The 16,999-nt window shown below is 50.6% G+C and carries 13 protein-coding genes; 5 read left to right on the forward strand and 8 right to left on the reverse strand.

Features of this window, described 5'->3' with window-relative positions; translation table 11 throughout:
- Positions 1–26: 26 nt before the first annotated feature.
- The 7 genes from Pr1d_RS19075 to Pr1d_RS19105 form a co-directional block, all read right to left on the reverse strand.
- Positions 27–854 (reverse strand): amidohydrolase family protein, encoded by an 828-nt coding sequence (locus Pr1d_RS19075; protein WP_148075004.1) that lies wholly within the window; start codon positions 852–854, stop codon positions 27–29.
- Positions 851–1,240: a D-ribose pyranase gene (gene rbsD / locus Pr1d_RS19080; protein ID WP_148075005.1), complete on the reverse strand. Its 390-nt coding sequence runs from the start codon at positions 1,238–1,240 to the stop codon at positions 851–853. Before rbsD ends, Pr1d_RS19075 begins: the two co-directional genes overlap by 4 nt.
- 25 nt (positions 1,241–1,265) lie before the next feature.
- On the reverse strand, positions 1,266–2,306 hold the full coding sequence (locus Pr1d_RS19085; RefSeq protein ID WP_148075006.1) for an aldo/keto reductase: 1,041 nt from the start codon (positions 2,304–2,306) through the stop codon (positions 1,266–1,268).
- A gap of 46 nt (positions 2,307–2,352) precedes the next feature.
- Positions 2,353–3,684 (reverse strand): L-fucose:H+ symporter permease, encoded by a 1,332-nt coding sequence (gene fucP, locus Pr1d_RS19090; RefSeq protein WP_148075007.1) that lies wholly within the window; start codon positions 3,682–3,684, stop codon positions 2,353–2,355.
- Positions 3,685–3,829: 145 nt separating this feature from the next.
- Complete coding sequence (locus tag Pr1d_RS19095; RefSeq protein WP_148075008.1) at positions 3,830–5,845, reverse strand: sodium:solute symporter family transporter; 2,016 nt, start codon at positions 5,843–5,845, stop codon at positions 3,830–3,832.
- A gap of 184 nt (positions 5,846–6,029) precedes the next feature.
- On the reverse strand, positions 6,030–8,126 hold the full coding sequence (locus tag Pr1d_RS19100; protein WP_148075009.1) for a glycoside hydrolase family 97 protein: 2,097 nt from the start codon (positions 8,124–8,126) through the stop codon (positions 6,030–6,032).
- A gap of 49 nt (positions 8,127–8,175) precedes the next feature.
- Positions 8,176–9,264 (reverse strand): substrate-binding domain-containing protein, encoded by a 1,089-nt coding sequence (locus Pr1d_RS19105; protein ID WP_168205355.1) that lies wholly within the window; start codon positions 9,262–9,264, stop codon positions 8,176–8,178.
- 495 nt (positions 9,265–9,759) lie between these two features.
- On the opposite strand from Pr1d_RS19105, the gene Pr1d_RS19110 reads away from it, so the two are divergent.
- The 5 genes from Pr1d_RS19110 to Pr1d_RS19130 all read left to right on the forward strand — a co-directional run bounded on the left by Pr1d_RS19110 (position 9,760) and on the right by Pr1d_RS19130 (position 15,608).
- The gene (locus Pr1d_RS19110) at positions 9,760–10,509 is read left to right on the forward strand and encodes a PEP-CTERM sorting domain-containing protein (protein ID WP_148075011.1); all 750 of its coding nucleotides are present in this window, start codon (positions 9,760–9,762) and stop codon (positions 10,507–10,509) included.
- A 103-nt stretch (positions 10,510–10,612) separates the two neighbouring features.
- Complete coding sequence (locus tag Pr1d_RS19115) at positions 10,613–11,605, forward strand: hypothetical protein (protein WP_148075012.1); 993 nt, start codon at positions 10,613–10,615, stop codon at positions 11,603–11,605.
- A 153-nt stretch (positions 11,606–11,758) separates the two neighbouring features.
- Positions 11,759–12,811 carry a DUF1559 family PulG-like putative transporter gene (locus tag Pr1d_RS19120; protein ID WP_449241593.1) on the forward strand — a complete coding sequence of 351 codons (1,053 nt, stop codon included), beginning with the start codon at positions 11,759–11,761 and terminating at the stop codon, positions 12,809–12,811.
- Between the two features lie 150 nt (positions 12,812–12,961).
- The gene (locus Pr1d_RS19125) at positions 12,962–13,468 is read left to right on the forward strand and encodes a hypothetical protein (RefSeq protein WP_148075014.1); all 507 of its coding nucleotides are present in this window, start codon (positions 12,962–12,964) and stop codon (positions 13,466–13,468) included.
- A gap of 43 nt (positions 13,469–13,511) precedes the next feature.
- A complete protein-coding gene (locus Pr1d_RS19130) occupies positions 13,512–15,608 on the forward strand; it encodes a glycoside hydrolase family 71/99 protein (protein ID WP_148075015.1) in 2,097 nt (698 codons plus the stop codon).
- 117 nt (positions 15,609–15,725) lie between these two features.
- Here Pr1d_RS19130 and Pr1d_RS19135 read toward each other — a convergent pair whose 3' ends face one another.
- Entirely contained in the window at positions 15,726–16,976 is a 1,251-nt protein-coding gene (locus Pr1d_RS19135; RefSeq protein ID WP_148075016.1) for a DUF11 domain-containing protein, read from the reverse strand.
- Between the last annotated feature and the right edge of the window lie 23 nt (positions 16,977–16,999).

The raw sequence follows: 16,999 nt of genomic DNA on the forward strand, positions 1-16,999 counted from the left end.
TTTCATATTCTCTGTGCCTTTTCTTGTCAGAGCGAATAGGCTTCCACTGCCGTTGCTCCAAACAGGGACTGCTGTTCGGCCTCAGAAAGTTGTGCCGCAAAAGTAACCACCGTTTCGAACCAACGCACGTAATCACAAGCGACGAGGCAGACTGGCCAATCCGAACCAAACATGAGTCGACTCGGACCGAACGCTTGCAGAACCACTTCCCAATAGGGCCGTAGTTGGGCCGAACTCCAGTCAGCGAAATGTCCTTCGGTGACCATGCCTGATAGCTTGCAATACACATTCTGCCGCTTTGCCAGGTTGGTGATGTTCCTTCGCCAGGGTTCGATAAGGTTCGCTCCTATTCTCGGCTTGGCGATGTGATCGAGGATAAACACTTGGTTGGGATGCCGATCGACAAATGCGATCGTCTGTGTCAGTTGCCGCTCGAAGATTAGAATGTCATAGGCAAGATCGAACTGCTGAAGCAAGCCGATACCCTGATTGAAATCATCTCGCAAAATGAAATCATCGTCGGGCTCATCTTGTACCACATGGCGCACCGCTCGCAGCTTGGGATTCGTTGCCAACTGTTGGAGCGTCTCACCGACAATTGGGGTGACCAACGGAACCCAACCGACGACGCCTCGAATAAACTCATTTTCATCGGCCAGTTGAAGAAGCCACTTTGTCTCGGTCAGACTTTGTCTAGCCTGAACAGAGATGACGCCCTCTATGCCGGCTGCCTGAATCTGTGGTTGCAGATCCTTGGGAAGAAAATCTCGCCGAATCCGCTGCATGGAATCGTCGATCCAATCGTACTCGATTGCGTCGTATCGCCAATAATGTTGGTGGGCGTCAATTCTCATGCTGATTCCAGAATTATGTTGGCGTATTGAATCGTCTCCCCAGTGCGAATAAGTCCGATGGCATGGGGAACTCGTTTTTTGAATTGCTCGTGCGGCTCGTGAGCGAGCGAAATTCTCTCGAAAGCAGTCGCAAAGCTATCAACTATTGTTTGCGAGTTGTTTTCGAGAAATTCTTGGGCCATCCAGGCCTTCCCAAAGATTGACTGTTCGCGGATTGCTCGCAGCACGTCGAGGACTTTTGGCATGTCATCGATTAGAGAGATATCAATAGTCTCGATCATCGACCAAAATGGAAATCCTCGGTCAGCGATGACGATTGTATTCGTGTGTCGGACACGACTCAGGAGCGACAGAATTTGCGGATTAAGTATTCCAGTTTTCAGCAATGCAGCACCTCAAGAGGATAAAATATCACACATACGAATAATCAGCGGCGACCAAGCCCAGCTGCTTCGCCTCCTCCCAAAACTCTGACCCAATACTTGCTTCAACTGCGGCTACGTTCTGTTCAACTCGCTCCGGCTCACTGGTATTGAGCGCGATAGCAGCTACTCCTGGCGGAGACAGTCCGAATTGAATACAAGCAGTCGCTGGCAAAACATCTTGGCGTTTACAGAGATCGAGAAACTCATCTCGCCATACAATGACTTCCCGATCAGCCTGATTATCTACGGAAGGGATACGATAGTCAAAGTACTTTCCACCAATCAGGAATCCTGCATTAAATACGGCGGAATTAATTACCCCGATCTTCTTTTCGGTCAGACGAGCGATGAACTGGAGCAGATCAGCCGGATGGCGGTAGATTGTGAGACTATTGGCGAACATCACCCAGTCGAGTTCGACTGCCGATTCAAGTTCAGCAATCAAGCGCCAATCCTTTGAACCGACTCCTATCGCCTGAGTCTGGCCTCTGCTTTTGAGCATGTGCAAGGCCTTATAGGCTTCGATAATATCGTCGAAGCGCTTTTCTCGTTCCCCTTGCGAGGACGCAGCAGCCAAGTATTCATCCGGATCATGCACGGAGAGTAGTTGCGGGCGATAGACTTCTCCGATGAGTTCGCAACCTTGTTCCCAACAATCCAGGATACCGTTGTAGCTGATACACTGCTCTGCGTCGTACTCTAGATCAGCCCACACCCCCTTTTCAAAAGTCGGCTCGGGAGTTTGCAGCGGCACACGTTTCCAGCCGAGTTTGTTGCTGATGACAACTTGCTCGGGAGGGATATCCAACTGCCGCAGATTGCGACCGATCACCTCCAACGCCAATCCCGCCCCATACTTGCCTGCTGTATCGATTACCGCAGGTGGCGCATGATGGGCAAACCACTCGCGAGAGATCGCCAACTTAGTTGCATCCGGTATCGCCTCGTACAGGTTTCCTAGGCAACTCGTTCCGTAAACGATGCGGGGTATTGTGAGGCCAGTCTCGCCGAATTCTTGATTATGCATCGTGGCAGCCCGTTTCCGATTCGTATCACATTGCTAAACATTTAGTTCAATTCGACTTAGCAGCAGGACGCGCATTGAGAAATCCGTAAATTGCCACAACGATAAAACAAATAAATGGTAGTACAAAGGATGCACGGGTGGCCGAGAGTACCAGTGAGCCGAAAGCTCGGTCAGGACCGTCCATGATCATTGCCTGAAGCGGTGGCATAATACATCCCCCACCGATGGCGCAGATTAACCCTGCCGAACCCAATTTTGCATCATCTCCAAGCCCTTGAAGTGCAATGCCATAGATCGTCGGAAACATCAGCGACATGCACGCGGAAACTCCGATCAAGCAGTAGAGGCCTGAAAATCCTTGCAAGAAAATCGTGCCGAGAACTAGCCCTCCTCCGACTACGGCCAGGACTGCCAGAAGTATGCCAGGATTGAAGAACTTAAGTAGATAGGTACAAATGAAACGGCTGGTTACAAAGATGATCATGGCAATGATGTTGTACCCTTGGGCAACCGATTTCTCTAAACCAAGTTCATTCACGCCGTACTGGATGATGAAGGTCCAACACATGATCTGAGCGCCAACATAAAAGGCTTGAGCGATCACACCTCCTAAGTAGCGCGGCGTACTAAACAATCGACCGAGGCTCGCCGCCAAGCTCGGATCGCGATCATCTGATGACTCGCCATCAGGAAGCTTCGAAAAGCTAAAGATCGCCAGCACTCCTAACACTACGATCCCTAGGACAATATAGGGCAGTACAATCACTCCGAGATCGCTTGTCTGGATAGCCTCGAATGCCGATGGATCCGTTTCCGCAAGAGCTTGTCTTGCGGTCTCGTCTGCCGGATCAAGTTTTGCGAGGATAAAATCCTTGGCCACGAACATACCTAACAGGGAACCAATCGGGTTGAACGCTTGGGAAAAATTCAGCCGACGGGCCGCATTGTGCTCCGGTCCCATAGCCAGGATGTAAGGATTTGCCGTCGTCTCTAAGAATGCCAGACCACACGTCATCGTGAAGTACGCGAGCAGAAACGGCCAGAATTGCAGGGCGTTTCCAGCGGGAACAAAAAGCAAGCATCCTATCGCATACAGTGCCAAGCCCATTAATATCCCGCGTTTGTATCCGGCTCTACGGATAAAGAGTGCAGCGGGGATTGCCATAAAGCAATATCCCCCATAAAAGGCCGCCTGTACGAGTGAACTCTCAAAGTTGGAGATCAAAAGTACGTTCTTGAACGCTGCCACCATGGGATTGGTCACATCGTTGGCAAAACCCCAGAGTGCGAAGAGCGTTGTCACTAGCGCGAAGGGAAAGAGATACTGTTTGGGGACAACCGGTATGGGTTGATGCTCAGAGCTAGTTGGGTTCGACATGAGTTTCCCAAAAAAGGAGGAGACATTTGCAATCTAAGAGACCCTATTGCAGTGAGCTGGATCATTCCGAAATCAACTTCGAAGGTTCCTAGCTCTCCTGCACTTGGATGATAGCAAGATACACTCGATTGCCCTCTTGGGCAATCTACGATTCCTGCCTCAGTAGTGACTTCGCGGCTGCCACATTCTCGTCGGAGCGATGGATGTGGCGTAGCCAGATCCAATAGAGTCCCGTTAGGGCAATAGCTGCCGCGATTACACAGATAAGAGCGGCAGAGTAGTTGCGGATCAAGAAAAGCATTGGTGCCAAAAATATCATCACTTGGTAGGTGAGTGCGAAGGGGATAGCCATCACCTCGCGACGATGTTCTGTCGATACTTGCTCGCGCAGGGAATTGGGAAGTTCACTCTTGAACTCAGACCAGAATCCGAAGGGCAGAGTCGTCAGATAGAAATTCCGTAGCACCGGTTCGGGTGTTGGCTTTGTCAGCAGCGATCCCAACACCGAAGCAATCAGTCCTATCAACCCAAGCAATGCCAATGACCAGGGCTCAGTCGCTAAGAACTGGTATGGCTCACTAATCCAAGGGGTAATCACCCGCTGAGCAATTGCAGCAACCATCCCGACGATACAACCGATAGCGAATCCTGCCCCGTTAAATCGCCACCAGTAAAAACGTAATAGCAGAGGCACCATCAAACCTCCCCCCAGGCTCATGATGATCCAGACCCAGATTTCGTTAATATTGCTTACAAAGAAAGCACAGACCAGGGCTATTGCCACCAGTCCCATGATGAAGATCCATGTCGCAACGATCAACTCGCTCATGGAAGCTGTCGGCCTCAGGTGTTTTTGATAGATGTCGCGAACGAAAAACCCTGATGAGAGATTGACCCACGAATCAAATGTCGACATGGAGGCCGCAATCAATGCGACGATCATGAGGCCACGCAACCCCGCTGGAACATAGGCCAAGAAAACAGCCGGCATGATTCTCTCGGAGTTCACCACTCCATAGAAATTTACGAGTAGCAGTTTGTTGGCCCAGTCGGTACCGAGTTGCGTTTCTAAGCCCGCGATCAACTCCGGTGGCTGCGATTTCTGGTCATGTACGATTTGAGCTAGCGTATGGTCCCAGTTCTCTTCGTTTGTGGGGATGTGGGTCTGAATCAAATCAGCAACTTGAGGAAGTTTCGAAGTGTCGGGTATCAGAGAATTAACCAAGGTCAACCCGAGAACCGCTATCGCCATCAGCGCAGGCCAGCGAATCGAGAGCAAAGTGGTCCAGAGCAATGAAAGCTTGGAGCAATCTGCGTCGCTACGTGCTCCAAAGTATTTGGGGTCATCTCCACACCCAAGACCGAAAATCAGATTTCGAAAAAGGTAGATCGTCGCAAAGAGCAGAAGCGATTCGTAACGTTCATACCCTGGAGGCATGTGCGTTTGTATTCGCGGCAGGGCCTCGGTCCAGTGCTCGTTGTGGGTGACGGTATCTGCCAGAGTTGCCAGGCTGTGAATATCGGGAATTTTTTCCCAGGAAAGTACCACCAATAGCACAGCTGCAACTCCCAAAATGAAGAACTGCAAGAGGTCGGTGAACACCACTCCGTAGAAGCCCGAGAGCATGGTATAGCAGGTAGCAACAGCGAACATTCCCACGGCGCAGGTGATGGGCGAGAAGGGAATCATGGTTGAGAGAAACAAACCCGTTCCTTTGGCCAAGTAAGTGAGCATCCCCAACGTGGTCAAAATCCCTGAAAGGGCCTTCGCAAATTGAGCAAACTGACCACCAGCACCATTACCAAAACGATAGATCATCCATTCCGCTCCAGTCAGGCAACCGGATCGCCGATGCCATTTTCCGGTCCAGAGCATCATCACTACCAATAGCAAGGAAGCGCCTCCACGGAATTCTATGAATAGTCCACGAGGGCCTAACAAATACAGAAAGGAGACGATCACCATCGAACCGGCCACGTCCATGTACTGCGAAGTACCTGAAATGCCAAGCATCCACCAAGGGAGCGATCTGTCACCAACCAGGTAATTCTCCAGACTTGAGGAAGCCTTTCGCTTGAGAAAAAATCCAAGCAGGATCAGTACTAAAAGATACACGCCAATGACGGACAAGTCAGCGGTGTTTAGATAGTGCTGCGACAAAGTGCCGTTCTCAACAATGAAAGACAGAGAAGAACGTCCTTGATTTTACTTTAATTGAGACGCAAGGGAACTGGTCAAGTCGTGGTGAACTGTGAAAGGAGCAATGTCCAAGCTTCAAACGCCAATGGACTCAAATTCATCAGCGTTGGTCATTGCTCATTGAACATTGGCCATTCACCCAAAGCTACTTCTTCGGCACCGGAGATCCACTCTGGTGGGATATTCTCTGAGAATCCTGCGGATGAAAAGAAATCGCCTGTCCCCCACCGGCTGCCAACCTTATCGGCAGAATGGTTTCAGAGGTCACTTTCTTTTGCTCGACAACGTAGTTCGTCGGCTTAGTTTTCCAATCGGCGTCCTCTGCATCGCGGTAGATCGTTGCTAGATAGGTTCGATCGGCATCAAGAAAGGTAAGCGGAACTTCAAGAGTGCGCTGAACATCATCTGTAATGGAACCCAGATACCAATCCTGACCATCGCGTCGCTTGCGCGCAATGGTGACATAGTCTCCGATTGAACCATTCAAGACACGGGTCTCTTCCCAATCCGTCGGTACGTCGACAATGAACTGGAAGGCATCCATGTGGGGTTCGTAGTTCTCTGGCAAATCGGCAACCATCTGCAGGGGACTATAGAGTACGACATAGAGTGCCAGTTGCTTGCAGAGGGTGCTGTTCACACGATTGTCGGGACGGTCCTCCTCAAAAAGCAAGTCAAAAATACCCGGAGTGTAATCCATGGGTCCTGAAAGCAATCGCGTGAAGGGCAGGATAGTCGTATGGTCTGGAGGATTCCCGCCGTCGGCGGCCCATGCATCATATTCCTGCCCTCGGGCACCTTCGCGGGTCATCATATTGGGATAAGTGCGACGTAAGCCTGTGTCTTTGATCGGTTCGTGAACATCGACCATGAGATGATGCTTGGCAGCCTCCTCAACGACTCTTTGATAATGTTCCACCATGAACTGGCCGTGGTGCCACTCACGACACTCTTCGCCATTTTCGTCCAATCGTTTAATGTTCTGCCCATAATTCACGTAACCTGTCTTCACGCCTCCGTATCCGAATCGCTGGTAGAGATCCATGGCGTCTTTCATTTGATCCTCATAATTGAGAACTGCGCCCGCTGTTTCATGGTGGCCTATGAGAGACACCTTTTTTTCTTTGGCATAGTTAGCTAGTGCTTCCATATCAAAATCGGGATAGGCTTCGGTAAAACTGAAACCATCTCCATTGGCAATCCAATCACCATCCCAACCTTGGTTCCAACCTTCGACCAACACGCCACCAAAGCCATACTTCGAAGCAAAATCGATGAATCGCCTGACATTCTCCGTCGTCGCTCCATGCAATTCACCGGATCCCCAGGTAGAACGCCCTAGATGCATTTCCCACCAGATACCGACATACTTACACGGCTTGATCCAACTCGTGTCCTTGATCTTTGAAGGTTCATTCAGATTCAGAATTAAGTACGAGGCAATCAAATCGCCAGCGCTGTCGGCAACCTGAATCGTGCGCCAAGGGGAATGATGCGGTAGATCGGCTTTGACCTTAATCCCATCGGACCACGGGACGAGATCGGCCTTGAGAGAGTGTTCCCCTTCACGAGCAAGCGTCATGCTGGCAAAACCGACCAGAGCCGCCTCATGGATGCTCAGGTAAACTCCATCTGGCGTAGACAACGCGAGGGGAGTCTGAACTTTTTCGAGCTTGCTCACGGGGTTGTTCTGATACAAGTATTCGTATCGATCATTGCCAAAGGCAGGGATCCACCAGGCAGAACAATCATCGACCAGATTGAATTCCGTTAATTCATCTAAAATGACTAACGACGATAGCTGGGGCTGCTCAGGCCATTCGTAGCGAAAGCCCACACCGTCGTCGAAGACGCGAAATACTATTTTCATTTCTCGCGCAGGTGAGTCTTGTTGCCGCAGATTGATGCGAAGCTCGTTATAGGAATTGAGAATCTCTTTCTGTTCCCCCCAGGGTTGGGTCCAGGTCGCGTGATGAGAAGCTGTATCCGTTGAGACGATCTCAAGACCTTTGTCCAGCTCTACGCCATCGGCCAGAGAGACTCCCAGCTTTGACGCATCAATCAGTTTCTTGCCTTGATATTCAACGCTGTAAGTTGGTATTCCACCTTGCAAGTCAAATACAACCTCCAGAGTGCCTCGCGGAGACGCGACTCGAATCTCTTCGGCCACAGAGAAAGTTGAAGAAGTAAAAGCGATCAGAGTAGAAAACAAATAGTAAAAGATCTTTGAACGTTTCTTCATTGAGTTAGTGTCTGAGGGAGTAAGGGGAGTTGGTATTGAATCCGGGAGACTATTCTTGTATCGCCAACCGAGATGAGCTCTTGCGGATTGGCCTTCCGGTGGATTCCCCTTCGAAAAGGGCCGGTTCGTTTGGCTCCAGCAAGAGCGATCCCTGGTAAGACTTGGAGCTGAGCATCCAATCAGCGCATTTTTCCAGAACGTTCGCCAAATCAGGCAACTTGAGTCCCGTAATTGAGGGGCAAAAGAACTCTGCTGGTGGCTCTATGTTGACCGCACAGACCGACAAATCCTTACCGACGCGAATGTCTCGTTCCCAGCATGCTCGCATCATACCAATCGCGGCAGGACACGTCGTACTGATCATCGCCGTGGAAGAAATCTTATGCTCGTCAATAAGACGAGCCGTCAAGTTGTAGGAAACAATGGTTGGGTCGGTGAATTCAGGAGCCGGCTTGTCCCACAGTTGCCCTTGAACATTACGTTTCGCGAGCCAACGCTCCCAAATATCTATCCGGCGTTCAATCTCGGGGTTTCGATTCTGAGTATTGACACAGTCAATTTTTCGGTGGCCGAGGCGATAGAGATGCTCCAGCACTTCTTCGACACAGGAGTCGGAGAATAGCCGAATCGACGGCAAACCCTTAGTGGAGAAATCTCCGTCGAGTATCACCACCTTGTTTTCCCGATAGACGTCTGCAAGTCGGGAGGGCATTCCAGATCCATGTGGAATGACAAAGGTCCCACGTGCTTGTTCGGCAGCTTCGAGAACCGTCCTCTCATCCCAATGGACGAATTGCACAGGTCGTAAACGAAACCCCCGCTTCTCGGCGAAGTCAGAAACTAGCCCGCGCAACTGCGTGAGATAGGTAGAAGGGTAGGCAGGATACAGCAACACGACCTCAGCCGGCTTGGCGCGCTTCACATACGAAGGATGGATACCAAGGCTCCCTGACGTATCGCGGATGAGCACTTTGTCATCGATCAACTTCAATACCGCCCGCCGGGCCGTCATATAACTGACTCCCGTTTCTTCAGCGATCTTGCGTTCACCAGGAATACTGTCAAGTAAATAGTCACCTTCGCGAATTCTGCGCTCGATGACCGTCATGACTTCGGTGAATTTGGGTTGTGACGGCATTGTGCGTACTGATGTAACAAGGATTCCAAGTAGTGGTCCACAAACAATCGAGTGGCCCCACGAGTTAAAGTGCTCAGGCCTCGAATACATGCTTATTTCGACGAGAGGGCCCAAGATTCAAAAAAACCGACTTTTTTTGTTGACAAGCTCTAGAACCTAATATAGCATAAATGCTACAAGGTGCAAGAATGCTATAACATGAATTTTGCTTTTCCTCAGCATTTTTGTGCTTTGTACGATCGAGGCCTTTTCGGAGACACTTGTTACTTGTCACAGCAGCCAATCGCGAAAGCTTACACTGACACATCGTTTCAATGAGATTTGGCAGCGCAAGCGGCAATGAGCTACTCAAACACCGCTGACAGCGACTGTATTTCCTATTCGGCCTATTTAGAATCCCCACCGAGTGCGGAACGGTTGGAGAACGAGGAGAAGTTTCCGCTTTCACAGTAACCTGATTTCTTTTGTTTCTTAGTTTTTTGGAGGGTAGTTCTCATGAAAGTGAATTTGAACCTTGGCCGACTCGCTCTGATGTTGGCAGCAACGGTGATGGGGCTGGCGATTAGTGCCTCTATCAATGCCCAGACGGTTTTGATCGATCTAGGTAACGATCAGGGATATCGAAGCGTAGATGTGCCCAATCCTGATGTGAACGGAAATTATTGGAATAGCGTTTGGTCCGGCGCCTATTACGCAAATCTTACCGATATCAATGGCAACCCGTCTGGAGTTGCCTTTGGTTTCAGTTCAGCGGCTGGAAATGATAGCTATAATGGCCCGGCCGGAGCTACTGATGTGAATGGCCCTGGCGACTCGGTTTACAACGCTGCGGCGCTCGGTAATTTGGGTGTCCAAAACGCTGTATACGATTATTACGTTTCGTCTACTTTTCAGATTCAGCTATTAGACCCCTTGAAGTCCTACGATCTGACTTTCTATGGTTCGCATAAGTACAATGCTGATAATACGACACGTTACACCATTTACGATGATGGGACTTTCAGCAACCCAGTCACATCGGCTGATTTGATCGTGGGCGTGAATGACGCCCATAACCAGGATACAACCGTCACGATCAGTGGAGTTTCTCCGCAACCGGACGGCATCATTTATGTCGGATTCGCCGCAGCAGGAGGGGGTGACGGTTATCTGAATGCTTTGCAGATCAACGCCATACCGGAACCCAGTTCGCTGTTGCTCATGGCGAGCGCTGCTGGTTTGAGCTTAATCCGACGTTGTCGTTAGGATTTATCATTGACTACTTAGGATTAAGACTAGGTTTATGAAACCGCAACAGCCTGCTTTTGGCTGGCTGTTGCGGGTTCTCTCATAGAAAGAGGTGATTCAAGTGAAAGCCCTACTCAGTGGAAAACTGCTTGCCGGATTCGCAACAGCACTATTGCTGACAGCGGGGCTCGCGGTCTCGGCTCATGCCCAAACGGTACTTATTGACTTTGGTAACAATGTGACTTCCTACCGTGGTCTGCCAATCGCTAATCCAGATGCCAACGGATATAATTGGAACAGTCTCCAGCCAGGATTATTCTATACAGATCTTGTCGATAGCGATAACAACGCGACGACTATCGACTTTGGATTCAGTACCCCCGTCGGGACCGACAGCTACAATGGCCCCGCCGGAGCGACTTCCGCTGGTACCATACTAAGCGATGTGACTTTTGCGGACGTCGATGCGACCTCTTTGGGCATCTTGGGGGGAGCCTGCGACGCGGACACGGGGACTGGAACATGTGAAGGGGTGTTTGACTTTGCAGCCACCGATCCAGGTGCTCCAGTTCGATTCGAGATTCAAGAGTTGGATCTGACAAAAACTTATGACTTGACCTTTTTCGGTTCGCACAAATACAGCGTGGGGAATACGACCACCTACAATGTTTACACAGATGACACATACACCACTTTGGTAGATTCTGCGAGTCTCCAACATCAAGACTCAAGTGATCCTTCTATGCACAACCGAGACATGGTGGCTACCATCAGTGGCGTATCACCGTCGGCCACTAGTATTCTCTATCTGGAATTTGTTGGTGATTCATCGGTCACAGGCTCTCAGGGCTATTTGAACGTGATGCAACTCGAAGGTATGGCTTCGTCTCTAGCCGGCGATTTCGATGAAGATGGAGACGTGGACGGCAACGACTTTTTGGTCTGGCAACGGGATCTTAATGTGGGGAGTCTTACCGAGTGGCAGGACAATTACGGAGCTCCAGCATTGGTTGCAGCCCTAGGTGCAGTACCTGAACCCAACACTTTCTGCCTGCTCTTACTAACTAGTCTTGGTACCATCAGTTTTCGTAGAACCACCGAATCGAGAATTTGATGGGGCAGCACTGCACGCCGTCGGGGTTTACGGCGGCGTGCGGTTATTAGTCTCAGCTTCTCATCTGAGCCAAACCGTATGGAGAATATCTTGAACTCACAAAGACTCCCCACAAACTCTCTGAATACTCAGAAACTACTACGCTACCGATCAGTGTCTCTTACGAACAAAGGTTTTACACTGGTAGAACTTTTGGTCGTAATTGCCATCATTGGGGTGTTAGTAGCTTTACTGCTACCAGCCGTGCAAGCTGCGCGCGAGGCAGCGCGACGGATTAGTTGCAGTAACAATCTGAAAAACATTGGGCTGGCGGTTCTCAATCACCACGATGTCCATGGGCACTTTCCTGTCAATTATGGAGGTGCATGGCCCGAATTTCCTAACACAAACGCACCCCATCCGGCAGTGGGTTGGGTCGTCGAAATCCTGCCTCAGCTCGAACAAGGACCACTCTATGAGCGTTTTAAGCAGGGTGGGGCCTACGAAGGTTCATTTCGCGAGGGCTTAACTCCCAATAGAAAGCGACCAGACCTTGGCATTTATTCCACGAAGAATGGAATATCGGTTCCCGAGTTGATGCAAACGGCCCTACCAATTTTGGCCTGTCCCTCAGATGGAGGCAGTGAAAGAATTCGCGATGATCAATTCCAATGGACTGGCACTCCGGTTTCAGTCACTAATTACAAAGGTGTCCTTGGCGACACTTTTTTGGGCATTACTTATGGTTCAAATTTCTCAAATGATGCCTCAAACTACCCCAGCGGAAATTATGATGGTGAAGAATCTTCAACGGGATTCCAAATAGACCAGAGAGACTGTCATGGTGATACTCGTTGTCGTGGTATCTTCTTCAGAAACTCCTTTGCAAGACCTGTGAAAATCAAGGATGTGACCGACGGCACGAGCAACACATTTTTGGTGGGTGAAGACTTACCAGATTACAATCTTCATTCGGTAGCCTTTTATGCCAATGGGAGCTGGAGCAGTTGCAATATCGTTCCTAATTACCGGATTGGTGAAGAACTTGCCCCGATAGAACTGGATGCGTGGTGGGAACTACAAGGTTTTCGGAGCCGTCATCCTGGAGGATTACAGTTTGTACTCGTCGATGGATCGGTGAGATTTATTTCTGAAGGCACGAATTTTGAACTCTATCGCACAAGTTGTACGCGCAATGGCGGTGAAAGTATTGGGTCGGGACTCTGAGAGGTTCTTTAGAATTGACCAACTGTCGACAAGGTCCAAATTCCAGTGGATAATTGTTAGGGTGGTTTCATTCGTTGGTTGGTTTCGATGAAAAGAACAATTAACTTGGAGCGGTCGCTCTAGCAGTTTGTTTTCCAGGAGTTGTTTGGCATGCAGAAGAGGTCGGGGATAACAGCAACTAAATCTGCTCAGAAATCGTCTTACCAAACGGCAAGGCAGAGAGTCGCATCAGGATTGATTCTCTTCGGCTGCCTGCTCATGAGCGGTTGTGGAAATAATCTCTCCCAGGTAACGGGTGTCGTGACACTGGATGGAGAACCTCTTAAAGGAGGGGATGGTATTCATGCCACGGTCTTTTTTCAGCCCGTTTCGAATACAGGGGCAGCTGCCGTAGGAGTTGTCGACGAAAATGGCGTCTACAAACTTTCCACGGGTTCACAGAGTGGAATCACTCCCGGTGAGTATCTTGTCACCTACTCCGCCTCTCAAATCATCCCTTCCAAAACGGGAGGTACTCCCTCTGGTAAACGTATCAGCGATCCGAAGTATTCCAGCACAAAAACGTCCGGCTTGCGCTTCGAGGTGCAAGAAGGAGAGAACGAATACGACATCAGCATAGAATCTCCTCCCAAATCAGCGTCCCGTGGACGCCGCTAAATACAACTGAAGACCCAAGACACGCAAAGCGATTGGCCTCTTGATGAAAATCTCTTCTGGATTCAAACTCTTCTGGCAAGTGCTGCCAGCAATTCTTCTACTAGTGGGTAGTCTTGAGGCTGCAAACGCACAAACGATTCTCATCGATTTTGGCAACGAAGACAGTTATCGTGGAGCCACTGTCACGAACCCTGACGTGAATGGGAACCATTGGAACAGTGTTCGTTCTCAAGATTTCTATCCGAACCTGCTGGACATGGCCGGCAATGCAACGACAGTTGATTTCGGCTTCACTACTGCGGCTGGAACCGACAGCTACAATGGTCCCGCTGGCCCTACAGATATCAATGGACCTAGCGATTCGGTGTACAACGCGGCTGCACTTGGTAACTTGGGCGTTCAAAACGCTGTTTACGATTATTATGTTTCCTCTCAATTCCAGATTCAGCAGCTGGACCCACTGAAGACTTATGATCTTACTTTCTTCGGCTCGCATAAGTACAACAACGACGACACCACCAAGTACACCATTTATACGGATGATACTTTCACCACTCCCCTTTCGACTGCCAACTTGTTTGTCGGTTCAGGTTCAACTCACAATCAAGCGAATGTTGTGACCATCCAAGGAGTTGCACCTCAAGCAAACAACACACTTTATGTTGGATTCGAGGGTGCCAATGGCGGCAACGGGTATCTCAACGCTCTCCAAATTGCCGACGCTGCTAGTGATCCCCCTGATCCAGACCCAGATCCTGCTGGCAAGCCCAAACTCTACATGCACTACATGCCTTGGCACGACACCCCAGCAAGCTTGGGTGGGAGCAACGGAAGTAGTTGGAATGGGCATTGGAATGGCTTTGGTGCCACCAATCCCAATAACATCGATGCCGATGGAAGAAGAGAAATCGCCTCGAACTACTATCCAAAGATTGGGCCGTATCAATCGAGTGATCCCGATGTACTCGAATACCACATGCTATTGATGAAAATGGCTGGGGTCGAAGGAATTCTGATCGACTGGTACGGCGTTCAGGGTACGAATGGCGATATTACGAAGCTGCTCAACAACTCGAATGCAATTGTGGCTAAGACAGACGACTTTAGCATGGAATTTGGCGTCGTTCTGGAAGATCGATTTGCTGCCAATACGGGGCAAGTAGCGACGAATATGGCCTATCTTCGCGATAACTATTTCAACAAGCCCGAGTATATCCGCATCGGAGACGGCGATGACCCTTTGGTCGCGGTCTTTGGTCCGATTACCCAGCAGCAACCCTCCGACTGGACCACGATCTTAGCCCAAGCGGGAGAGGACGTTGAACTGCTTCCTTTGTGGTATGAGAAGAATGATGCCGGCGCGAATGCCACAGGAGAATATGCTTGGATTTACGAAGATGAAGCTCGCGATGACTATTTGACTCGCCTTGAAGAATTCTACCAGAACCGTGCACCCACGTTAGGAACCGTAGGTGGTGTCGCCTACCCTGGCTTCGAATCTTTCGGCGGATTCTCATTCGAGATCCCCCACGACAACGGTCAAACTCTGGCAAACACGCTCGCCCTGGCTGACGAGTACAGTAACAACCTAGATTTCATCCAACTTGCAACGTTCAATGACTTTGGCGAAGGAACGATCTTCGAGCCCACCGTCGAGACTGGTTTTGCCTACCTCATGCAACTCCAGCAGTTCACCGAGGTGCCCTATGGCGAGGCCGAATTGCAAATGGTGTTCGACCTCTACAGGGCACGAAAAGAATTCAGCGGGGATGGAACAATCCAGGCGCAGTTGGATCAGGCGTCGGCACATCTCAACGCATTCGAAATTGACGATGCTCTGGCGATTATCCAGTCCATTTTGCCTCCCGGAGATTTCGACGGGGATGGGGACGCCGATGGTGCTGATTTCTTGCTCTGGCAAAGGCAAAATGGCAAGACAGGACTCTATCCACTCAATACGCTCGAAGCCGATGGCAATGCCGATGGTGTGGTGGATGGCAAGGATCTTCTCTTGTGGCAGCAGCACTCTAACGCAGCCACGATAGTCTCGCCATTAAGCGAGAGTTTGGCAGTCCCTGAACCCTCAGCGGCTGCGATCTTGTTGCCACTTGGTTTGGGAATCTTGCTCAGGTTGTTTTAGGTAAAGTCGTAGGCCGGAACGAGCAACGCGAGTTCCGGCAATGCGACTGAACTTGTCTAGCATACTTTAAGAATCGCCGGAACTGCGCACGGCTTGTTCACGGCCTACAGAGAAATCTCACCGTACCTTGCATTTGAATTGCAAGATGACGCCAGCACCGGCATCCAGGGGCTCTTTGATTTCCCAACGCAGGACTTCTGAGCCACCCGAGTTTGGCTCGGTGGAGAAGTCGGCCTCGACGCTTGCCTTGGCACTGTCGGGCACGTATTCCAGCCGCGTGGTGAGATTGTCGACCACGGTGACGTTGCCCATCTCGCGATTGCCGACGTTATCTAGCCGCAGTGTGAACTCGACGATTTCACCTTGTTTGGCTGAACCGCAGGATGACAGCTTGATGAGTCGCAGACACGGCTTATTCGGTTCTTCGAGGTGATAGATGACACCTGGTTGACGATCGCTGACTGCGGCCACCGCGTTGCGACTGTCGATGGTAATCTGCGGTGCCTGGTCGCCGGTCCAGGTGATCGCGGCCAGACTAGCGCGAGTGATTTTAACCTTCTCGTCTCCAGTCAGGATGCCGGCCTTCACGACTTGCAGGTCGCAGTAAGGTGATAGGGTACCGATCTCGGCAGCAAGTCGTTCGTCGCGAGCAATCTCGCCCGGCTGCTGACGCTCTAGCAACAAACTGGCCGGGTCTTCTACACGATTGATATTCGGTTCGAGCTTGTTGATCGAAGGAACTGCTCGCTCTTGCTCGTCGATCTTGGCCAAAGCAGTTGTCTGTCCAAATCCACCCGCTGCATCGTAGCTTTCGTATTCATGGAGATCGATCACACGGCGCACCACGCCAAACCTTGGAGCATAGATGCACACTTGATTGCTGGGAGTGATGAGCGTGCGGCCATCGACCGTGTCGTAATGGGCCACGGTATCTTCCTGTTCGAGGCCATCGATCTTCCAATCCTCTTTTACCCCTGCGGGCAAGCCCTTGTCGCCCCCATCGCATAGGTATTCGTCGCGGGGCCCCACAATGGCGCAGTCGCCACATCCACTGCAACACGAGCATCCTGGCATATTGCACTGGGCAGGACGAATCCCGGCGGCGTACTCGGCTTGCCGGGCAACCGGGGGCGGCATGTGAGAATCTGGCATATAAACTGCCGGCATGACTTGACGTTGGGGCACTGCTGCTGCGAACGGAGAAGCCTGCTGAGCGAGTTGAGGATTACTTGCCAACTGCCCCTGCGGTGTTACCGCTCGACATGAGCAGAGCACCAGGAGTACCACGGCGACCACGACGTAGCGAAACCACAGCGGCGGACGGCCGGTGTTTGGAGTAGTCGTATAGTAATGAGCAGATGGTTGCAAGATAGCGTATCTCGGAATAGTGT

Origin of the sequence: Bythopirellula goksoeyrii, assembly GCF_008065115.1 — a bacterium.
GTDB lineage: Bacteria > Planctomycetota > Planctomycetia > Pirellulales > Lacipirellulaceae > Bythopirellula > Bythopirellula goksoeyrii.